Origin of the sequence: Coleofasciculus sp. H7-2 (assembly GCF_042747725.1) — a bacterium.
Taxonomy (GTDB): Bacteria; Cyanobacteriota; Cyanobacteriia; order Cyanobacteriales; family FACHB-T130; genus FACHB-T130.
The window spans coordinates 181,740-201,560 of sequence record NZ_JBHZGO010000040.1 but is presented as its reverse complement, the minus strand read 5'-3'; the positions used below and the strand labels follow the sequence as shown (position 1 = coordinate 201,560).

21 protein-coding genes, 1 tRNA gene and 1 pseudogene are annotated in these 19,821 nt (G+C 47.1%); 4 read left to right on the top strand and 19 right to left on the bottom strand.

Translation table 11 applies throughout. The annotated features are described in order from the left end of the window. Positions 1-139: 139 nt before the first annotated feature. A pseudogene (locus ACFW2W_RS10780) lies at positions 140-1,990 on the top strand (TIGR02921 family PEP-CTERM protein); the annotation flags it as partial. An 82-nt stretch (positions 1,991-2,072) separates the two neighbouring features. On the opposite strand, the gene ACFW2W_RS10775 reads toward ACFW2W_RS10780, so the two are convergent. From ACFW2W_RS10775 to ACFW2W_RS10725, 11 genes are all read right to left on the bottom strand, one after another. After that, positions 2,073-2,987: a branched-chain amino acid transaminase gene (locus ACFW2W_RS10775; protein ID WP_378177169.1), complete on the bottom strand. Its 915-nt coding sequence runs from the start codon at positions 2,985-2,987 to the stop codon at positions 2,073-2,075. A 213-nt stretch (positions 2,988-3,200) separates the two neighbouring features. Continuing rightward, a complete protein-coding gene (locus ACFW2W_RS10770; RefSeq protein ID WP_378177165.1) occupies positions 3,201-4,688 on the bottom strand; it encodes a YcjF family protein in 1,488 nt (495 codons plus the stop codon). Positions 4,689-4,778: 90 nt separating this feature from the next. Next, a tRNA-Met gene (locus tag ACFW2W_RS10765) sits at positions 4,779-4,855 on the bottom strand. Positions 4,856-4,903: 48 nt separating this feature from the next. Further along, positions 4,904-5,857, bottom strand: a complete 954-nt coding sequence (locus ACFW2W_RS10760; protein WP_378177220.1) for an asparaginase — start codon at positions 5,855-5,857, stop codon at positions 4,904-4,906. 133 nt (positions 5,858-5,990) lie between these two features. Beyond that, positions 5,991-6,491, bottom strand: a complete 501-nt coding sequence (locus ACFW2W_RS10755) for a CGLD27 family protein (protein ID WP_378177156.1) — start codon at positions 6,489-6,491, stop codon at positions 5,991-5,993. Positions 6,492-6,510: 19 nt separating this feature from the next. Beyond that, on the bottom strand, positions 6,511-6,969 hold the full coding sequence (rsfS, locus tag ACFW2W_RS10750; protein ID WP_378177217.1) for a ribosome silencing factor: 459 nt from the start codon (positions 6,967-6,969) through the stop codon (positions 6,511-6,513). A 166-nt stretch (positions 6,970-7,135) separates the two neighbouring features. After that, the gene (gene yqeK / locus ACFW2W_RS10745) at positions 7,136-7,723 is read right to left on the bottom strand and encodes a bis(5'-nucleosyl)-tetraphosphatase (symmetrical) YqeK (protein WP_378177153.1); all 588 of its coding nucleotides are present in this window, start codon (positions 7,721-7,723) and stop codon (positions 7,136-7,138) included. Between the two features lie 145 nt (positions 7,724-7,868). Further along, complete coding sequence (locus ACFW2W_RS10740; protein WP_378177150.1) at positions 7,869-9,098, bottom strand: glycosyltransferase family 4 protein; 1,230 nt, start codon at positions 9,096-9,098, stop codon at positions 7,869-7,871. 203 nt (positions 9,099-9,301) lie between these two features. Further along, positions 9,302-9,751, bottom strand: coding sequence for an ATP-binding protein (locus ACFW2W_RS10735; protein ID WP_378177147.1), 450 nt, complete (start codon positions 9,749-9,751; stop codon positions 9,302-9,304). Between the two features lie 22 nt (positions 9,752-9,773). Next, entirely contained in the window at positions 9,774-10,772 is a 999-nt protein-coding gene (locus ACFW2W_RS10730; RefSeq protein WP_378177144.1) for an anti-sigma factor antagonist, read from the bottom strand. A 256-nt stretch (positions 10,773-11,028) separates the two neighbouring features. After that, positions 11,029-11,154 (bottom strand): hypothetical protein, encoded by a 126-nt coding sequence (locus ACFW2W_RS10725; protein ID WP_378177141.1) that lies wholly within the window; start codon positions 11,152-11,154, stop codon positions 11,029-11,031. Positions 11,155-11,251: 97 nt separating this feature from the next. Here ACFW2W_RS10725 and ACFW2W_RS10720 point away from each other — a divergent pair, with 97 nt between their 5' ends. Both ACFW2W_RS10720 and ACFW2W_RS10715 read left to right on the top strand, forming a co-directional pair. Beyond that, positions 11,252-12,040: a 7-carboxy-7-deazaguanine synthase QueE gene (locus ACFW2W_RS10720; RefSeq protein WP_378177138.1), complete on the top strand. Its 789-nt coding sequence runs from the start codon at positions 11,252-11,254 to the stop codon at positions 12,038-12,040. Positions 12,041-12,240: 200 nt separating this feature from the next. Continuing rightward, entirely contained in the window at positions 12,241-13,752 is a 1,512-nt protein-coding gene (locus tag ACFW2W_RS10715) for an esterase-like activity of phytase family protein (RefSeq protein ID WP_378177135.1), read from the top strand. Between the two features lie 179 nt (positions 13,753-13,931). Here ACFW2W_RS10715 and ACFW2W_RS10710 read toward each other — a convergent pair whose 3' ends face one another. From ACFW2W_RS10710 to ACFW2W_RS10695, 4 genes are all read right to left on the bottom strand, one after another. Continuing rightward, complete coding sequence (locus ACFW2W_RS10710; protein ID WP_378177133.1) at positions 13,932-14,570, bottom strand: DUF3318 domain-containing protein; 639 nt, start codon at positions 14,568-14,570, stop codon at positions 13,932-13,934. Positions 14,571-14,654: 84 nt separating this feature from the next. Beyond that, positions 14,655-15,212: a hypothetical protein gene (locus tag ACFW2W_RS10705; protein ID WP_378177131.1), complete on the bottom strand. Its 558-nt coding sequence runs from the start codon at positions 15,210-15,212 to the stop codon at positions 14,655-14,657. A 53-nt stretch (positions 15,213-15,265) separates the two neighbouring features. Continuing rightward, entirely contained in the window at positions 15,266-15,460 is a 195-nt protein-coding gene (locus ACFW2W_RS10700; protein WP_378177128.1) for a hypothetical protein, read from the bottom strand. A gap of 33 nt (positions 15,461-15,493) precedes the next feature. Beyond that, positions 15,494-15,724, bottom strand: a complete 231-nt coding sequence (locus ACFW2W_RS10695; RefSeq protein WP_378177125.1) for a hypothetical protein — start codon at positions 15,722-15,724, stop codon at positions 15,494-15,496. Between the two features lie 26 nt (positions 15,725-15,750). Between ACFW2W_RS10695 and ACFW2W_RS10690 the strand changes: the two genes are divergently transcribed. Then, complete coding sequence (locus ACFW2W_RS10690) at positions 15,751-15,918, top strand: hypothetical protein (protein ID WP_378177122.1); 168 nt, start codon at positions 15,751-15,753, stop codon at positions 15,916-15,918. A gap of 397 nt (positions 15,919-16,315) precedes the next feature. Here the strand turns inward: ACFW2W_RS10690 and ACFW2W_RS10685 are convergent, their stop codons facing one another. The 4 genes from ACFW2W_RS10685 to bchL all read right to left on the bottom strand — a co-directional run bounded on the left by ACFW2W_RS10685 (position 16,316) and on the right by bchL (position 19,652). Then, positions 16,316-16,555 carry a DUF5678 domain-containing protein gene (locus ACFW2W_RS10685; RefSeq protein WP_378177119.1) on the bottom strand — a complete coding sequence of 80 codons (240 nt, stop codon included), beginning with the start codon at positions 16,553-16,555 and terminating at the stop codon, positions 16,316-16,318. 114 nt (positions 16,556-16,669) lie between these two features. Then, positions 16,670-18,076, bottom strand: coding sequence for a ferredoxin:protochlorophyllide reductase (ATP-dependent) subunit N (locus ACFW2W_RS10680; protein WP_378177116.1), 1,407 nt, complete (start codon positions 18,074-18,076; stop codon positions 16,670-16,672). A 189-nt stretch (positions 18,077-18,265) separates the two neighbouring features. Then, positions 18,266-18,679 (bottom strand): DUF5331 domain-containing protein, encoded by a 414-nt coding sequence (locus ACFW2W_RS10675; RefSeq protein ID WP_378177113.1) that lies wholly within the window; start codon positions 18,677-18,679, stop codon positions 18,266-18,268. 106 nt (positions 18,680-18,785) lie between these two features. Continuing rightward, entirely contained in the window at positions 18,786-19,652 is an 867-nt protein-coding gene (gene bchL / locus ACFW2W_RS10670) for a ferredoxin:protochlorophyllide reductase (ATP-dependent) iron-sulfur ATP-binding protein (RefSeq protein ID WP_378177110.1), read from the bottom strand. Positions 19,653-19,821: the final 169 nt, after the last annotated feature.

Genomic DNA, 19,821 nt, shown 5'->3' with positions numbered 1-19,821 from the left:
CACCATCTGTCAAAGCAAGGGGGCATAGCGGCGGGAGTTGTCTCTTTCATCCCTCAAACCTCAACGTGAAATGTCTGTTATTACAGTATTATACTTCCATTGACTTTTGATTTTAGTTTAAGTCCCACTAGGCACTTCAGAAGAAAATGATCATATCCACCTCATGTATAAGAGCGTCTTTGGCTTACCAGAATCGCTTTCCCAGTTCTTCCAAGACAGCTACAATCAGCTGATGTCGCCGTTTTTATACAACGGCTCCGTAAGAGATATGGAAAAAGCCGGAAAGCTTTACGCTCAGTTTTTTGACAAGCCGATTCAAAAAGCGGAACGAGAGGCAATTCAACAAGCCTTGCAATCTACTGGTAATTTGGACGATGCAAAGGCAGGGTTGCTGAATATTAACCAGGAAAAGGTGTGGTTGCGATCGCAACAAGTCACCGTTAAACCACAGGGCGACTGGGCAGATGTGGAACTTTACGAAGTGTATGCCAACCAAACCACTGATGTTGAGGAAATATTCTATTCCTTTTCTTTGCCAGAAAGCGCTGCAATTACAGGCTTGTGGTTGGGCGACAGCGAGAACTTAGCCAAGCGCTTTCCATTTAAGGTTTCGCCACGCGGTGCCGCTCAGAAAGTCTATACTTCACAGGTAAGCCGTTGGCGTCCCGTCGATCCAGCTTTACTTGAGCAAGTTGGACCTCTTCAATATCGCTTGAGAGCCTTTCCTATTCCTCCCTACTTATCGCCACAGCAGCAAGCGGAGTTAGAAAATGAACCAACCGAGATGCATCTGTGGCTGACATATAAAGTCATGCGACAAGAGAAAGGGTGGGCATTACCCCAGCTAGGGGAGAAGCGTAACATCTTTTGGAATCAGGACACCCAGCGCATCCGCAATGGAGAAGTGGTGGCACGTTTTGGCGATGATTGGCTGGAACCTTTTATATCAGCAACTGGGCAATATCGGCCAAGTGTGCATCAGGTTAACTTGCCAGATGGCTACCAAATCTCAGCCAAGCCATTAGCGGCAAAAGATTATTCGATGCCCCAAGGGAAGCGGTTTGCGGTCATTCTCGATGCTTCCCGGAGTATGGCAGCACATACCAGGAAACTGACTGAGACTTTTAGCTGGTTGAAAGAACACGGCTTTGCTGACAACATCTTCGCTAACAATGATGCCGATTTGTATATCAGTGCGTCTCCTGGTGCAAAACCTCAGCGCATCGACGATCTCAGTCGCTTCAATGCCATGAAGATGACATTCTACGGCAGCATACAACCCAAGGAAATGCTGCGGCAGTTTACCCAGATGCGGGGCGATACGCCCTACGATGGCATCTTATTGGTGACGGATGAGAGCGGTTACGAGTTATCAGACAATCGCAAGGATGTGCCAGTAATGCCTGCACCTTTGTGGGTGGTGCATCTCGGATCGTTGTCACCTGCGTATGACGATGCCACTCTCAAAGCCATTCAAGAAAGTGGTGGCGGTGTGTGTACCGAAATTTCCGAAGTTTTGCAGCGACAGGCAACGAAGGCAGCGTTAGGGTCATCTGTAGTCAGCGTGGTGGATGGCTATGCCTGGTTTATGGAAAAAGCCCCGGATAATAGCCAGACTGTTGATGCACCTCAAAACTCCAATACTCAGGGTTTTGAACCTCTGGCGGCGCGGCAAATGGTTTTGGGGTTAAGCAAACAGATGGATGGAAAAATTGCTCAACTTGATGCCATTCATGCGATCGCTAAAACTTACAAAATTGTGACTCCCTACTCGTCCATGATTGTACTGGTCAATGACGAGCAACGAGAGGCTCTTAAAATTGCGGAAGCTCAGAAAGACCGTTTTAACCGTTCGGTTGAAAATGGAAAAGAGCAGCTGCTAAACAATCCTTTTAACGCTAGGATACCCGAACCGTCCACGATTATCGGGTTGGTAGCGATCGCATTATTCCTGATTCGCACTCGTCAACGCGGTGTCAAACTACAATAGATGCACGTTTCGACTGCGAGAAACAGAAGGCTCAAGGGTGGATGGTTGTTTGAAGCCTTGTCTCTACATCTGACGGATTCTCTTATTCAAGAGCGATCGCATCCACCCAATCTTGATAATCAGGATCTCGATTTTCTGTAATTGCTATGAGTTTTTCTCGCAGTTTTTCAGTAATCGGTTTGCTTTCTGGTAATTGATAATTTTCAATTTTTTTTACTGGCGCAACCTTGGCAGCAGTCCCACTAAGAAAAACTTCGTCAGCGATAAAAAGCTCTGATTTATCAACGGGTCTTTCTATGGTTTTAATTCCTAAATTTCTGGCAATTGTTAGGACACTGTCTCTGGTAATTCCTTCTAAAATATCCTGTTCAAATCCAGGGGTAATCAGTTGCCCATTTCTCACCAAAAATATATTCATCCCAGAGGCTTCGCAAATTTTTCCCTGAGAATTCATCATAATCGCTTCGTCAAAGCCGGACTCTACCGCCTCAGTTTTAGCTAAGGCAGAAGTAATATATGCGGCGCTGATTTTGCCTCTCAGAGGCAAGCTGCGATCTTCTTGTCGATACCAAGAACTAATTCGACAGCTGACTCCTTCGGGAGATAAATAATCTGCTAGCTCAATTCCATAAACTAAAAAATCTTTCTCAATATTATGGAGTCTGGGGGCAATTCCTAAGCCCGAACTATACACTAAAGGTCGGACATAAAAAGACTTGCTTGGTTGATTCTTTTTAACCAAATCAACGATAACTTCTCGAATTTTGGCAGATGGTAAATCATAGTGTAAATACTTAGCACTATCACTTAACCTTTGGCAATGACGGTCTAATCTAAATAGTAAAATTTGCTGATTATTTTGAGGATCGGGAATCCCCCTTAATCCGCCAATCGCTCCAGTTCCATAGTGCAAAGCCTGAGTTGCAATAGAAATTTTGGCTTCGCTAAAAGGGACAAATTTGTTCTGAAAGTAAGCAATGGGTAAAAAATTATTCATAAGCTTAAAGAAGTTTTTACAGATGTTTTTCGATTTCCCGATTGCGATCCTACACATTCGGCTTCCTTAAAGTTCTTTCAAAATTCAATTAGAGGATTCAAGAACGTTAGTGACTATTACTATAAATGATGACTTGATTTCGAGCTAGTACAAATTTTGATATGAATAAAATATTTTAATAGTAGGGTGGGCATTGCTCACCCTACTGCGTGGCTAACAACTAGCAATCTCGTTACCCGCGATCGCTCTCTGGGGTGATTCTGGCACCAGACGCCCCACGGCTTGCTTGACAAATCCTTGCAAGAAAGCAACTCGTTGATTTTGCTGAAACACCTTTTGCAAGGTTTCGCGCAACTGATCGAGATTCAAAGGACGCCCTTCTGCAGTCGTAGCGGCTTCCTGCGCTTGGAAATATTCAATCAAGCTCACACCCGCTAACCGGGTTAGATAGGCAGCGCTGACGCCCTGAACTGCTCCTCCGGCGACAAATGTGATGGCATTGCTCTTAAGAACACTGGCAACGGTTTGAGTGGTCAGCTCGACTAAACCAAGCTTGAGCATCAAGCTACCCATTGTCCCAGCGATCGCTTGCGCTTGTTGGAGAGAGAATTTTTGCTGATAAAGATTACCGAGATCCATGACTAGCTGACCATTAATGGCAGCGGTTGCCAGCAAGTCCAAGGCGGGCACGGGGTTAGCAAAGGCGGTGGCGGCAGCAATCCACTGATATTGCTCGATAACGGGAAGGGCGCGATCGCGTCTCACTTCATTCAATGCAGATTTCACCTCGGCTTTCAGCGCATAAGCTGCCCTCCAAGCCGTTGCCCAAACTAGCTGTTGACTTTCTTGGGCTAAAATTTGGCTTAACCGACCCGCGATCGCTGTCATCTCAGGGACTGGGGTTTCCATCCACTCCCGCACCGAACCATCCGGTTGATGCTGACGCACTTTGATGGCGCTGGGGGAAGCAGCAACAGCCACTACATCCTCTTGCGTCAGCGTTCCTTGTATGCGTTGCCGCAATTGCTGCAACACCGTGGCGCGTTCTTCGGGTAAATACTGGTCTTGCTTGTTAAAAACCAGCATTGCACGCTGTTTAGATGCCGCTAGCTGCTGTAAGGTTTGATATTCTGGATCGGTCAAATCTCCATTGGTAACAAATAGCACCAAATCTGACCTTTCCCCCAACCCTTCCCGATTAGGGGAAGGGGGTTGGGGGGTTCGGTCAGTTGCAGTGAATAAAGCGGGTGTCTCTTGCAAGGTGAGTTTTTGCGGCTGTTGAGATATCCAGCTTGACTCTAGAACTTGAATTAAGGTGGATTTGCCGACTGACTTTCCGCCAGTCACAGCCAGATGCATCTCCTGGCGATCGATTTCAGTTGTGATTTTGGCGAGTCGTTCTCTTAGCTGAGCATTTGCCGGATGGTTTTCTGCCTCTGCCTCTAGCTGGCTAATCGTACCTTCGGTTTGAGCGATCGCTTTTTCTACCGTTTCCCTGTCCATCTGGCTGACATCTGGCAGATGAAGCTCTTTGGCTGTCTGTTTCTGGAACAACCATAAGCCAGCACCGAGTGCGATCGCGCCAATTACACTAAACTCACCGACTGTCCCGGCTGAGTCATGAAAACTCTGCAACAGCCAAAGCGAGAATGAAAGACCAATTCCCCCAACTAAAATCGGACGCCGCAAATTTACAGCCATAAATATTTAAATGTAACCAATATCTGCTAACCAGCGTACAACAAATCCCTGCAACCTTTTGGGATTGCAGGGATTGTTTACTTTTTTATTTGGTGGCGGGAAGTGGATTTGAACCACTGACCTTCGGGTTATGAGCCCGACGAGCTACCAGGCTGCTCTATCCCGCGTTGTCTTGCCAACTTATTTACTATAACGCAAATTCAGGAATGTGGCAACTACAGCATCGAAAGTTCCCCAACTACATCTAGGCGCTTGAATTTGCTCAAGCTCATAAAGGTTTCCGACAGGGTTTCCGCCACCGTGGGACTAATCCAACCCATTTGCTTGAGTAAATGAATAGCAACGGCATACTTTGCCCGCCCTGCTCCATCCGTCACCTTAATTGCCAGTCCCATGCCTTCGCCAACTCGACCGATGCACTGAATCCCTTCAGCACCACCTTTACTGATGATTTCTCCTTCGGTCAGACGCATGAGTTCTGTATCAAATAACCCTTCTCCTGCCACCATATTTGGGTGATGGGTCATGGCGCGGACGATGCGCTCCATATCCAAATTGTTACCAGAGGCAAGCTGAGCATACAACGTACCCATTTGCCCCAGCTGCATGAAGTAGGTAGGAGCGCCACAATCATCGTGGGCACTGATGAACTCTACAGCAGGCATTCGCAGCAATTCGGCAACTTTGCCTAAAATTAGCTGCTGAACGGGGTGGTTGCGCTGCAAATAGGTATTCAGGGGCCAATGCCTTGCTTGGCAAACGGCAAGCATTCCAGCGTGTTTCCCGGAACAGTTATACTCCAGGGGACTCCGTTTGCCTTCGGGAATTGGACACTGAAGTGCTGATGGGTCAACATCCGAGCGCCAAAGAACGTTAAAAGCTTGTCGGACTTGGGCGGTCGTGCCTTTGTGGGAGCTACAGATAATTGCTAAGTCTCGATCCGTCAGCTTGTAGCGTTCCAGGGTGCCGGTAGTCGTGACTGCCAGCGCCTGAAATGGCTTGAGCGCGGAACGAACAAAAGCAGCGGTTTCCGAGCTGCCTGCTACCGATAGAACGCGCCCTCGGTTGTCACAGACGACCGCTTGGGCGCGATGGGTTGATTCAATAATGCCTTCGCGCAGCAACCGAACTTCCAGTTCTGCGGATTGATTTCTTTTTCCCCTTGTCATGGGTAAGACTTTATCACTTTTTGTTAGTTGTTCAGTAACCGGCGATCGCTTGTTTTGAGGTAGTCGGTAGATTTTGAACCCTTTACTCACTATCCACTACCTCTTACCCAATGACCAATGACCTAATGCCTAATTACAGAAAGTACCAAATTAGACTACCTGCAAAGAAAAATAAGGCAAGCAAGACAAAGGTTCGCTGTAACCGCTGGAGGATTGGTTGAATTTGGTAAGTGACGATCAAGCGATCGCGCGTCAAAATTTCTTCTGGCTTCGTCCAGCACTGACCGTCGTACCAACCGGATTCTTCATAAAATACTTGTTGATTCTCTAAGCGCGATCGCACGTAAGACCAACCCAAGTACAGTCGCACCAGTACCAACACCACTCCCAGACTCGCTCCTGCTGCACCACTGAGGATAAACTTGCTCAGATACTTTCCCGGCGCAAAGCTTGCCTCTGCCATCGGTGCTGCCACGAACCAGCCCAAACCCCAAATCCAAGCCAGCTTTTTGATGTATCCTCCCAGTTCCAGCGTTACCCAGCGAAAGAACCAGGAATCCTTCAACTCCTGGTACTCATTGAGCGGTTGTTGTTCAGTGGGAACTGGGCAAACTGAAACTGGAGTTTCCATCATGTTTTACTTTCCCATCGCCTCACGATGCTGAGAAATCGATTTTTTCAGCATGACCCCAGAACGCTTCCAGATTATAAAATTCGCGCTCTTGAGGCAACAAGATGTGAATGATTACATCCCCGTAGTCCAAAAGTACCCAGCTGCCCTCTGCCTTTCCTTCCACCCGCAGAGGCAGCTGTTGCAACTCCATTTCTACTTTCTGTTCAATCGACTGGGCGATCGCTCTCACTTGGACTCTGGAGAAGCCGGTAGCGATCGCAAAGTAATCCGCCAGGTAGGATACCTCTCCCACCTGGAGCAATACAATGTCAGCCGCTTTGCGGTCATCAGCGGCTCTGGCAGCGGTCAAAGCCAGCTCTTTGCTTGCTTTTCGTTTATCTGCATTGACAGCCAATCGAGCAGAAGCATTCGTGTCGGTTCCGTTAGAGATGAATGCTTCGCTCTCAAGAGAGGAATCTACCTTGAACTGTTCTGACATTAAATCCTGATTTCCTTGTTCAAAAACACCTATAATTTCCTTCAAAATTGATTCAACTCACAGCCACTGTACTAGAGAAATGCTGAAGTTTCTATTTTAATTTTTGAATCGATCTTCAGCTTTTTATGGCTTCCTTTAACTTTTCATTTCATTTATCCTTCATCCTTTATGCTTCGGGTTGCTGCTTTTTGCTAGCGATTTGAAGTGCCCAATTACGGCTACGGATCGTTCGAGGGTGAATTAAGCAACGAGTATCGAGTAGATATTTCAGGGAATAATCGCAAGTTAGCCAAACAGCTTTGTAGAGATTTTGCCAAGCAACTTGTCTTAAAGCTTCTAACTCAGGAGTATTGCCTCTTCCTGGCTCCAGAGTATCAGCCAAAAACACGATACAACTCAATCCACTCATTCCCGGTCTGCCTAAGGTGTGATCCTGGATTGCCTGCAAAATTTCTTCATCAAATATTCCAAATTTGTCTCTGGCAACAATTGCACTGACATCTGCGTGCAACAGATGCGGATTTTCTTCATCCACCGGGTCTAATTCCAATCCTTCTTCTCGTGCCATTTGCAACAGCACCGAAGGCTTAAAGTATTTCGCTAGGTCATGCATCAACCCCGCTGTAGCGGCTTTTTCCACGTCGAGTTGATAATGCAGCGCTAGCTCAATAGCCATCTGCTCGACGCCTAGAATATGTTTGATTCGAGCGGCAGGGACACGATCTGCTAACCAGGCTAAGACCTGTTCGCGCATTGGGCGAGGAACTCCGTAGGGCTATCGGGACAGATGTTAAGGACAAAGCCTTGGGGTTTGGGCGATCTCTGGTTCCCAGGATATAAACGCTAGGCATCGCGCGATCGCCACTTCAAACCGATAACCATTTTGCTTTCATTCTAGATCAATGAAGCCTAACCTCATCAAACAGCTTCTCATACTGCTCCAAGGCGTGCTCGAAGGAGTAATTTTCTATAGCATATTGTCTGCCTTGCTGACCCAGGGTTTCTGCTTTGTCAGGATTTTGATATAAGTCTAAAATTGCTGCCGCCAGAGCCTCAGGATCTTCTGGGGGAACGACGACGCCGCCGCCGCTATGCTGCACTGCTTTAGCTGCCGTACCACTAGCGGGAACAGAAGCCAGAATCGCCCTACCGCTGGCTAGCAGCACCTGAATTTTAGAAGGCATATTGAAGGAAATCACGTTTTCCTTTTGCATCACCAACCCTACATCCGCCGCTGCCAGTAGTTCCGGCAATTTTTTGCGGTCTTGAAATCCCTGTACCAACACGTTTGGCGCATTCACTTTTTGACTGTATAACTTCAAGTCATCTATGGCTTCTTTTTCTCCCACAATCACCACAGAAATGTCTGGAATATGTCGCAGGCGAGCTGCCGCATCGATCAAAGTCGTTAAGGGTTGGGTGCGACCGATGTTACCGGAATAGAGAACCACAAATTTGCCGTCAAGTTGGTGAGCGGCTCGAAAATAATTATTTTCTTTGGGCAAAGGTTTAATAAATTCAACATCGACCCAGTTGGGAATTAACGCAATTTTGCTTTCCGGGACTCCTTTGCCAACTAAATTATCAACAAATCCATCGGCAATGACGCTAATCTTCGTTGCGGTTCGGTAGGCAAATTTTTCTAGCTTTTCAAAGATGGCAATTATCCGTTTGTTGGTGAGCAACCCCGTATGAACTGCGGCATCCGGCAAAATATCCTGGAGGTTCAACACCACCGGACAGCGGTGTAACCATCCCAGTAGCGCGGCTGGAACGGAAGCTGGCAGGGGCGGTACGGTTAACAAAATCACGTCTGGTCGCCTGCCTTTGAGGGCATGGACTAAGCTGATCAGGACAAAGCTGGCATCTAATAGAATTCGATCTATCAAACCCGGTTTCGGGCGAATCCAGACGTAATTGCGCTGAATGGCTACGCCATTTATTAGTTCTGTTAGGTACAATTTCCCGTTATATTCGTCGTAGATGCGCCGTTGCGGATAGTTTGGCATGGCAGTGACAACTCGCACTTGATGACCTTTTGCTACCAAACCTTCCGCTAGTTCGGTCATCAAGGGGGCAATGCCGATTGGTTCCGGATGATAGTTGTAGGAGTAAATCAATATCCGCATGATCTAGGTCTTACCAAATGTTTAGCACCAAGCTTCTACCTAGTCTAATCGGGGGTAGTGGTATGTTGGTACGATCGCGCATCGTCTTTGAGTAAGAATCTGCTTTTTCTCGGTCTACAAGCGCGATCGCTATTGTAAATGAGATTCACTCCCGGTTGTGCGAGGCAGCAGCACCTCGATGAGAAAGCGAATGTTCTTCAGTTTTAGCGAATTCTTCTTCGCATCAACAAGCAATTCCGTTCGTCAGGCATTCGCGTGTAATCGAGTTCATCTGTGAATTGTTGCATAAATATTAAACCCCGACCCCCTTCATTCTCCAGCGGATCAAAATCCTTTTGACCCACTAATTGCAGCTTTGATTGCAGCTTTGCTGGCAAATTAAACGGTTTTCCATAGTCCCAAATCCGCATTTCCAAATAGCCAATATAGACTTTTACCTCAATCTGAATTGGGGTGGTTGGGGGCAATGAAGAATGAGCGTGGCGAATCACATTCGTAAACCCTTCAGTTAAGGCTACCTGGGACTGCCACCATAATTCATAGGGCAGTAGGGGTAGAGTAAGTTGCTCAAACCATTGCAAAACTTCTGTTAAAGCATTTAAATCCGTCTCCACCTGAAGGCGGGATTGTGCTATTGGTTGTTCCTTTGTCATTAACAGAAGTAATTGAGGTTTCCTAATAAGCACCACTGTTTTTGCGAAATAAAATTAGGATTGTTTTGACAATTAACTTGAGGTCGTAGATCAGGCTCCAGTTCTGTTGGTAGCGCAAATCCAAGCGAATCACGTCTTCAAAATTGCGTACTTGCGATCGCCCATTCACCTGCCACTCACCCGTCATTCCCGGTTTTACATCTAAACGCTGCCATTCCGGAACTTCGTAGCGTTCCACTTCATCGGGTGTCGGGGGTCTAGTACCGACTAAACTCATCTCCCCTTTCAGGACATTCCAAAACTGCGGCAGTTCATCCAGACTCGTCTTCCGTAAAACTCGACCCACTCGCGTTACTCGCGGATCGTTTTCATTCTTGAAAAAGGCTCCACTGGCTTGATTCTCGATTGTGTTTTTCAGTGCTTCCGCGTTTACGCACATTGAGCGGAATTTCCACACCTGAAACCGTCTTCCCATCCAACCGCAACGGATTTGACTGAAAAAAATCGGTCCTGGATCGTCGATCTTAATGGCAATGACGATGGGAATCAACAAAATTGCCGCGATCGCTAAACCCACCAGCGATCCCACCACGTCAATACCACGTTTAATCCACGAGCGCACGGAAGGATGAGTCGTCGGTAGCTGATTTTCTGATTTTTTGCCAGGGGTTGTCGTTGCGCTTTGGCTTGGCGGCTCGATCGTCAAAACCTGATCCAGTCCCGTCATCGATAACACTGCCATCACTTGAGGATGGACACCCCGGAGTACCAATTCGACTCCTTTTTCCCGCGCTAGCTTTACATTACTGACCAGCGCACCAATGCCACTGCTATCGATAAATGTGGTCTGACTCAAATCAAAAACTAATTGCTGAGTAACGGCACTCTCTTGTAAGAATTGCTGACAGCTTTTCTTAAAAGCCACGGCCTCAAGAACAGTAAGCCGAGGGGGTAGTTGGACTACAGGAGTGTCGTTGAAGAACGTAATCCGAAAATCTGCATCGGGGAGCGGTCCAACCATGTAAACCTGGTACTAAGGTGCCATCTTAATATTTTGAAAAATATTTGAGATTAGTCAATTCAACTTCATTAAAAAATTTTGTAAAGATTATTTTATTTTTTTGAGATAATTTCACCTCAATCAAGTTCATCGAGAGTCTATACTAGCACTGAAATAGCGAGTTGTACTAAGAAATTTTTTTTGAACCCGCTTCTGCGGGTATCATCGAGCAAACAGCTTGGCGGCGGTTAAAAATTGTAGCTAAGGCTGAGTTATTTCAGTTACCGACCGGAATCATCAATATCAGCAGAACTATCAAGCGGTGAGAAGACTGGCTGGTTAAACAGCTGTTAAGAGCGATCGCACTTAACAGCACGCGGAAAGTCAAGCCTACTTCCAGCATGGTTAATCAGGAACTCAAGGCAGATAATGGGATTAGTAGACACCTTAGACTAAACCGAGTACGGAGCGAACCAGTCGCATCTCAAGTCAGAGCAAAAATGATCCCTAAAACTGCCGACTATCCCACTGCGCGGCTGATTGAAGTCTTCTCCGCCATTCAAGGCGAAGGACTGAATGTAGGCACCCGCCAAATATTTATCCGCTTTGCCATCTGCGACCTGCGCTGCCACTTTTGCGACAGTGCCCACACCTGGTTAGCTCCAGATAAGTGTAGCGTGGAGCTAACACCTGGGCAAAGAGACTTTGAAACCCACTCGAATCCAGTGCCTAGCCAAGTATTACTAGAATGGATTCAACGGCAAAATCAACCCGGTTTGCACGACAGCATCAGCCTCACGGGCGGCGAACCGCTGCTTCATGCTCCCTTCCTGGTAAAATTTCTGCCTGCTTTGCGCCACTCCACAGGATTGCCAGTCTACCTGGAAACCGGCGGTCATCGTCCAGAACAACTAGCCCCGATTTTGCCCTTCCTAGACTCTGTAGGCATGGATATGAAGCTGCCTAGCGTCAGTGGAGAACAGCGGTGGAAAGCGCACGGGGAATTTCTCCAGCTTTGTCATGATTCACAGGTTGATAGTTTTGTCAAATTAATTATTTCTAGTCAAACTGAGCCATCTGAGCTGGAACAGGCAGCTGAATTGGTGGCAGCAGTTAGCCCCGCTATCCCGGTGTTTTTACAGCCAGTGACACCCCTACCAATGCCCCATCATCTGCCAGTGTTTGCCCCAACGCCCGCGCAGGTTCTGGAGTGGCAGGCATTAATGAAGCGAAGTCTCAAGCAAGTGCGAGTTGTGCCACAAACTCACAAAATGCTGGATCAACTTTGATTCAAAAGGTTCTGACAATCTCAACTTATTAAAAAACTACGAGCAAACACGGTGGTTGTATGAAGAATGTATGAAGAAGAACGGACTTTATGTGAAATTACTGTGTAAACACTTGATTTAAGGTTGTCGTTAAACTTTTCTAAACCCCATCTTAAAGTCAAAGTCTGATGCTGAGAAAGTAAAATTTCTAGGGGTCGGACATGGTTCAATCAAGGCATTGGCTTTCAGCGTTGAGTTGCTCCCTGGCGATATCTGTAGTGAGTATCGCGGCAAATACTACCTCTGCTTACGCAGTTTCCTTGGTCAACAATCTCACGATTCCAGGTAACAGTACGGATCTATCTCCTCTCAATGGCGGCATGGGTGGTGCCAACGTCAACCGTTTGGCACTTTTCTCGGATCTCTACTACGACCGCTATCAAAACGTATATTACAGCCTCCCTGACCGGGGACCTGGGGGAGGTGTTATTAGCTACAACACGCGAATCCAGAAGTTTTCTCTAGATGTTGACCCAAACACGGGGGCAATCAGCAACTTCAAGCTGCTAGACACCATTCTGTTTACTAAAAACGGTAAAAACTTCAACGGATTAAACCCCAGCCTACTCAACAGCGATGCTGGAGTTCTCGGTCTCAGTTTTGATCCAGAGGGATTTGCTGTTGCCCCTAATGGCAATTTCTACGTTTCCGACGAATACGGTCCATCTGTATATGAGTTTAGTTCAGATGGTTCGTTCATCAGGGCGTTTAAGACACCAGAAAATATTATCCCAAAAGTTGGCAGCAGCTCCAACTATGTGGATGGTCAAGGAACGATTACCAGCGGTCGCCAGGATAACCGAGGTTTTGAAGGGTTGACTCTCAGCCCTGATGGCACCAAACTATATGCAATTCTGCAAGACGCCCTGGTTAACGAAGGGTCTAACGAAGGGTCTGCTGATGGACGCTACAGCCGTAACGTGAGATTGGTGGAATTTAACACGGCGACGGGTGAGAGCGTCGCTCAGTATATTTACCAGCTAGAAACTATTGCAGACATCAACGAGCGCATTCCCGGTACTAAAGATGATTTCAAGAAGAATGCCCAAGGTCGCAACATTGGCGTTAGTGCTATTACAGCGCTGAATGACAAGGAGTTTTTGGTGCTGGAACGGGACAATCGAGGGTTGGGCGTGGAAGACACCGCAAGCAGCAAACCTGTTGGCAGCAAACGGGTTTACAAGATTAACCTGACCGATGCCACGGATGTCAGCAGCATCAGTTTGGCAGGCAGCAATATGCTACCAGTTAGCGTAAATGCTGTGAATAAGTCTCTGTTTCTGGACATTGCAGATGCTTTGGCAGATGCTTTTAAGGTCATCCCAGAAAAGTTTGAAGGTTTGGCAATTGGCCCTCAACTCGCCGATGGTTCCTATGCTCTGTTGTTGGGTACCGATAACGACTTCAGCGTTACTCAAAATGGTGACGATGTCCAGTTTGATGTTTGCACGGGTGGCACTCAGGTACCTATTGACCAAGGGTGCCCAGCGGGTGAAACTTTGATTCCCAGCTTTCTCTACTCATTTAAGGCTAGTAGTGCAGAGTTAACTGGATTTGTTCCGCCCGTAAAGCCGCTAGAAAAGGTTCCAGAACCAGTTTCCAATGCTGGGCTAGTGTTACTAGGATTAGGTGGTTTCTGGCTCAAGCGGCGGCAGCACGGTTCGGCTAAGTAATATCAAATCCGTTGAAATAGTCATCATTTCTGAATTTATCCCCAACCCATCTTTGCTAGCCAAGATGGTTGGGGATCGGTTTATAGAATCGAGGTTGAGCCTGAGAACGAGCTGGTGAATGCTCTGTATTCCCAAAATTCAATGCTTTTGGGAAATTTTGGGAACGATAAGGGTTTAAGTTAAGGGTTCGCTGCGCCTTTGACTTTAGCTTTGGCTTTGGCAGCACTACGCTTGAGGGCAGAAAGCCGCGTTTCGTATTTGCTCCGTTGCCGTTTGTTTGGGGTTAGCTCTAGTAAAGCTTTCAACGCGCTACCCAGACTTTTGTAGGCGTTGGGGAGGGAATAACCAAAGCGGGTGGCAAGCGCGATCGCTTTCTCATCCGCTTCAATCATCTCTTTTACCTGCTTCTCCCCACTATTTTTTTGATACAATCTCCAGCCTGAGACGCCACACAACGCCAAGGCTAATATCAACAGCAAGCCATCTTGCACCCACAGTTCGCCGACAGCACCGCCTAAACCAATCGCTAGCGCCGCCATTTCCCAGCCATCTCTAGGGATGGTGTCGTTTTGAATTCGGGCGACTTCGTGCCAAAACAGCAAATTCCGCTGATCGAGTGCTAGCTGATCCCATTTCACCAGATCAATTTGAACCTCGATTTGATCCTTGCCAATTTCTTCACAGCGGATCAGGGGTGGATTCACTTCAGTCGTTCCTTCGACTGTTACCCAGCTTTGCAATTCTGGCGGCAGTAAGGTTTTTAAACGCCGGAGTTCGCTCATCTCAGCTCTAGCAGAAGAGGTTGCATAGGATGTCATAGTCGTCCAGCCCCAGGAAATTCGCTTTTCAATACTAAGGTTATTACTTTGGAGTATAGCGATCTTCGCGCTCGGATTCAGATTCTATTCAGAGGGGAATATTCCCCGCTTCTTACGCGCTTCCATTGCTCTCTCTAACATTTGCAGTAAGCCAGGAGCTTCTTCTTGAAGGGTGAGCAGTAGTCTTTCTCCCATTTCTCGATCGCCTGGATCTTTGCCGGTTGCCATTACCTCTTTCAGACGAGGCATCGCTACATTATCAATAATTTGAATTAAACCTGACAAACAACGGTTGAATTGTTTTTCGGTGAGACTTGAATCTTCCAAGGGAAACTCAATGATGGCACGGATTTCGCCATCGTTTGGGTCATATTCCCATTGCAGCATTTTGGTTTCCCAGGAAATGCACAGCATTGTCTGGAGGAGCGCTTCTTTGTAAGGATGGTCTTTAACTCCAGATATAACTTGGGGAGCAAATACCTTAAAAAATTCCCCATCCTCATCCAGCTGGACAACAATTAAGAATTCGTCTACGTTTTCAGCTTGCACACCTGTCAGAATTCGGTACGCTTCTTCATCGATATGGTATTTCCAACCTTGGTTGTCTAGATACGTGGCAATCTGTCGTAAAGTAGCGCCCATGACAGCCTCGCTGCGTCAGGTTGAGCAGGAATAACACGACACAGTATAACGTGCTATCTGACAACGGCATAGAGAAAGCCGTCTTTAGGTAGGGCTTGGGGCGATCGCATACTCGCGCTGTTCTTATCAGGGTTTGGTTTGGAGCTAGGACAGCGATCGCGTCTTTTCTTTCTCAAGCAACTTTGCTGCGAAAAACGCAACGCCAGATGCAAGTGCGATCGCTTGATTCTGCTGCGTCCTGATCGCACAGGTGAGATGCCTGCGGTACGGTTCAAATTTGCCTACCGCTGGTAGGAACGACCGCCAAGATATAGTGCTGCTGCAAGAGCAATTCCAGGTAATGTAATGACTGCTGCCAACGGAGAGCGTAACCAACTCGCTTGCTCGTACCGTTCCCGATAATAAGTAGACCTAAGAGAACAGGGTTGAGCGGAACTGACTGAACCCAATAAAATGCTACTGGCGATCGCAGTGCTAGAGGCGATCGCTACCAAAGAGAATTTTGTTTTCATACAGTTTTCTTCTCCTACTCGTTTTAGTGCCGGTAACGATCACGAGAGCGATCGCGCAAAGTTTTCATTTAATTCTAGCTGGCTATGACTCAACTGGGGTGGAATGCTACGCAAGTGCAAAAAAGGGGAGTGCGATCGCTTCCTTTGAGATTGGCGAGAGGAAGAATTGCGATCGCGTAGCGTCTGTTTTTTAAAATAACTCCTTCTTCAGTTCACTAGGGAATTCAGCCTAAGTAGGACACTCAGAAGAGGCTTGGCAATTTTTGAGAGTACTTTCCAGTGCTTTTAGTAATCTGGAGCTAGAATTATGCCATAATTGACATATTTGTTTTTGGGTTAATGACTATGAGTTACTTAAAGTGAGGATGTAGCGTTAGCGCTCACATCTTCCCACTGACAAGCGGATAGTTTAAGGTCAATGATAGGCGACCGGAATCTTGTAGCTTATAAAAATATTTATGTTGTGGCATTGACTAAAAGCGATCGCTCTTTTCCCTCTCTTCCTCCCTTGTCCTTGGCGTCTTTGCGGTTCGTAAAAAAAAGAGCGATCGCCATTCGATCCTTTATATCAGGCTGGCTCGACTTATCGTTTTAAATCTTCATCCCTGGAAAAAATATTAACCCAGTAAAACCAGGCACTAAATAAATAGAATAAATCTCTCCAGAACCTTCTGCCAAATTCAAAACTTCTCGCAAATTTTCTCCATGAGCAATTATTCCCTTAGCATTGTAAGCAATATATTGATGATCGTAATTTTTTAATTGTTGCCGATTGCGGTTCAGCCATTTCAACATCTCACGGCTTTCATCGGAAGAGGGTGTTCTACTCATAGATTTTGCTAGTGATAAAAGTAATAGGAGCGATCGCATTCAGATCGCTCCTATTCTTCATTATCTCTTACACCCCTCACCGAAAAGTGGAGAGGGGCTGTTCTTGTGAGGTTCCTAAATCTTCGCTTCTTCCCTCACCAACTTATCCCAACCCAAATCCTTGAGGTTGTTATTTCGGCGCAGCGGACGAGTCACCAACTCCAGAATGTCACGAGCATTTGTAAAGCCGTGAATCTGAGCAAAAGTGAACTCAACCGACCACTTAGTGTTAATTCCCCGTGCTTCCAGCGGGTTGGCGTGAGCCATACCAGTAATTACCAAATCTGGCTTCAGTTCGTAAATGCGCTGAATTTGGTTGTAGTTGTCTGGCTTCTCCACAATCCTAGGCGTTGGTACACCCATTTCGTGGCAAGTTTTCTCTAGCAGCGTCAACTCAGCGGCTTGATAGCGCTTATCCATGTAGGGGATGCCGATTTCCGGGCAAGTCATGCCGCAGCGCACCAGGAAACGAGCCAGGGAGATTTCCAGCAAGTTATCGCCCATGAAGAAGACAGATTTGCCGCGAATCAACTGGAGGTAGTCTTCCAAATTTGCCCAGATTTGCGCTTCCCGTTCATCTAGTCCTTTGGGTTCAATCCCAAACACCGAGCAGATTTTCTCAATCCAGGCGCGGGTGCCGTCAGGACCAATCGGGAAGGGTGCGCCGATGAGTTTGCACTTGCGGCGACGCATCAGCGTGGTGGCGGTGCGGCTGAGGAAGGGGTTCATGCCAGAGACGTAGTAGCCTTCTTCCAGAACTGGCAATTCGGTGTAACGCTTGGATGGCAACCAACCAGAAACTTTTATACCTTGCTTTTTCAGTTCTAGTGTCAGATTGGTAACAACGGGATCGGGGAGAGAACCGAAGAGAACCAGTGGCGGATGCTTGACATATTCCGACTCATCTGCGGCGACATCTTCTTTCTTTTTGCCGAAGTTGAGCAGAGAAGCGATCGCATTCCTTTCTTTCTTCTCAGTTTCTACCACGGGCGCTTTATCGGGACAACGGGCAGCCATCGCCGCTAGCACGGTGTCTTCCCCTTGGGTAAAGGCGTAGTCTAAACCATTCGCACGAGCCGTCACAATGGGGATGCCAATTTCGGATTCCAGCTTGGGTGCCAAGCCTTCCAAATCCATTTTGATGATTTCGGTGGTGCAGGTGCCAATCCAAACAATTACACTGGGGTTGCGATCGCGTTTAATTTGCAAACACAGCCGCTTCAACTCTTCATAATCATTCAACTGAGCCGAGATATCTCCTTCTTCCAACTCAGCCATCGCATAGCGTGGTTCCGCAAAAATCATCACCCCCATCGCGTTTTGTAAGAAGTAGCCACAGGTTTTCGTCCCGATAACTAAAAAGAAACTATCTTCTATCTTTTGGTACAACCAAGCTACGCAGCTGATAGGACAAAATGTATGATAATTTCCAGTTTCACACTCAAAATTAAGCGCTTGCGGTTCTGTATTAGCAAGGGTCATAGTAAAGGTTTCCTCTCAAATTTTTAATTGGTCATTAGTCAAAAGGTTATTAGTTATTAGTCATTCGATGGACAAAGAAATTCTGACTTAATGACTCATAACTATTGACAAATTACTCAGAATCTGGCAGAAAAGCGACAATCTCTGCATCCTTCGTTTTGGCAGCGTCTTCCGAGCGTTTGTTAACTTTTAGCGCTGCCAAGGAAAGCGATGCTTTTTGTAAACTCCCTCGCAAGATTCATCCACCTTGGCAGCGATGCGACTGGGTGATTGGGCGATATTAGCAGCAGCAGGCAGCATTTTGACTTCATCTGCATTTGTTTGCTCAGCCGGTACTGCCTCTAGCTCCAAATCGGGATCGAAGTTTAGCCCTAAGGTTGCCACAATTCGATCGGGATCTGCATTGAGATCCACCATTAGAGGAAGCATTTCAGTAAATTGTGGGTCTAGCGTCGATAGCGTTGCCACAATGAAGCTAGAGGTAGGGCGTCTTTGCCCTTCAGATGTCACCCAGACTTGCAGACGATTGAGCCAGTGGCGATTTTTCTGGTAGTAGTCTAGCCATTTAGCTTTGACCGATTGACGCAGCTGCTCGGTATTCACAGTTGGACTTGATGCTGATGAAAATAATCTAGTTTGGAGAATGGTGCATAACAATACGCACGTCAAAATTGACACTAAAAGCATTGAGCCATTCTCCCTTAGATTTCTAAACCATCATCATATCTAGCTCTTGTTCTTCAGTCTTCACCTCTGGCTTGGTGGGATTGAGGTAGAAATCAGACAGCAAGGAGAACAACTCGCGGTCTGGAGAATCGTTAGGCACAACACCCTCTGGACGCGCCAGAATTTGGTCGGCAATGTTGAGGTAGTAATCGCAGACGTAGTTGAGCGAGGGGTCAGTCTCTGCCATTTCAAACAGAGTTTTGCCCTTAACGCGGGAAACGCGAATGTCTTCAATCAGCGGCAATACTTCCAGCACCGGCATCGGTACCGCAGAAATGTATTTCTCGATCAGGTCGCGCTTAGAGGTGCGATTGCCAATCAATCCGGCAAGACGCAAGGGGTGAGTCCGAGCTTTTTCACGGACAGAAGCGGCAATCCGGTTGGCTGCAAACAGGGCGTCAAAGCCATTGTCAGTGACAATCAAGCAGTAGTCGGAATAGTTGAGGGGAGCTGCAAAGCCGCCACATACCACGTCACCCAGTACGTCAAACAGAATGATATCGTACTCATCGAAGGCGTTCAGTTCCTTGAGTAACTTCACGGTTTCGCCTACCACATAACCGCCGCAACCAGCACCGGCTGGGGGACCCCCTGCTTCTACGCAATCGACGCCGCCATAGCCTTTGTAGATGACATCTTCAGCCCAGACATCTTCGTAGTGGTAGTCCTTTTCTTGGAGCGTGTCGATAATCGTGGGAATCAGGAAGCCGGTGAGGGTAAAGGTGCTGTCGTGCTTGGGGTCACAGCCAATTTGCAGGACTTTCTTGCCGCGTCTGGCTAGAGCCACAGAGATATTGCAGCTGGTTGTGGATTTGCCGATTCCGCCTTTTCCGTATACTGACAGTTTCACTCGCTTCGTCTCCTATAGTTTCATTTCAAACCAGGATGGTTGTCTTTGGTGTTAGGCAGGGCATGAATAGGGTCGCTGCCGAAGAAAGCCAGCCGTAGATTGCTTTTTATCTGGGTATGAACTGCATTATTGTCCAACTGCCGCAGAAAATAAAGGGGTTAGAGGAAGG

Bases quoted from the DNA above. Each gene is read 5' to 3' on its own strand.
- ACFW2W_RS10775 (WP_378177169.1), bottom strand. From the start codon at position 2,987: ATGAATAATTTTTTACCCATTGCTTACTTTCAGAACAAATTTGTCCCT.
- ACFW2W_RS10770 (WP_378177165.1), bottom strand. From the start codon at position 4,688: ATGGCTGTAAATTTGCGGCGTCCGATTTTAGTTGGGGGAATTGGTCTT.
- ACFW2W_RS10760 (WP_378177220.1), bottom strand. From the start codon at position 5,857: ATGACAAGGGGAAAAAGAAATCAATCCGCAGAACTGGAAGTTCGGTTG.
- ACFW2W_RS10755 (WP_378177156.1), bottom strand. From the start codon at position 6,491: ATGATGGAAACTCCAGTTTCAGTTTGCCCAGTTCCCACTGAACAACAA.
- rsfS (WP_378177217.1), bottom strand. From the start codon at position 6,969: ATGTCAGAACAGTTCAAGGTAGATTCCTCTCTTGAGAGCGAAGCATTC.
- yqeK (WP_378177153.1), bottom strand. From the start codon at position 7,723: ATGCGCGAACAGGTCTTAGCCTGGTTAGCAGATCGTGTCCCTGCCGCT.
- ACFW2W_RS10740 (WP_378177150.1), bottom strand. From the start codon at position 9,098: ATGCGGATATTGATTTACTCCTACAACTATCATCCGGAACCAATCGGC.
- ACFW2W_RS10735 (WP_378177147.1), bottom strand. From the start codon at position 9,751: ATGACAAAGGAACAACCAATAGCACAATCCCGCCTTCAGGTGGAGACG.
- ACFW2W_RS10730 (WP_378177144.1), bottom strand. From the start codon at position 10,772: ATGGTTGGACCGCTCCCCGATGCAGATTTTCGGATTACGTTCTTCAAC.
- ACFW2W_RS10725 (WP_378177141.1), bottom strand. From the start codon at position 11,154: ATGCTGGAAGTAGGCTTGACTTTCCGCGTGCTGTTAAGTGCGATCGCT.
- ACFW2W_RS10720 (WP_378177138.1), top strand. From the start codon at position 11,252: ATGATCCCTAAAACTGCCGACTATCCCACTGCGCGGCTGATTGAAGTC.
- ACFW2W_RS10715 (WP_378177135.1), top strand. From the start codon at position 12,241: ATGGTTCAATCAAGGCATTGGCTTTCAGCGTTGAGTTGCTCCCTGGCG.
- ACFW2W_RS10710 (WP_378177133.1), bottom strand. From the start codon at position 14,570: ATGACATCCTATGCAACCTCTTCTGCTAGAGCTGAGATGAGCGAACTC.
- ACFW2W_RS10705 (WP_378177131.1), bottom strand. From the start codon at position 15,212: ATGGGCGCTACTTTACGACAGATTGCCACGTATCTAGACAACCAAGGT.
- ACFW2W_RS10695 (WP_378177125.1), bottom strand. From the start codon at position 15,724: ATGAAAACAAAATTCTCTTTGGTAGCGATCGCCTCTAGCACTGCGATC.
- ACFW2W_RS10685 (WP_378177119.1), bottom strand. From the start codon at position 16,555: ATGAGTAGAACACCCTCTTCCGATGAAAGCCGTGAGATGTTGAAATGG.
- ACFW2W_RS10680 (WP_378177116.1), bottom strand. From the start codon at position 18,076: ATGACCCTTGCTAATACAGAACCGCAAGCGCTTAATTTTGAGTGTGAA.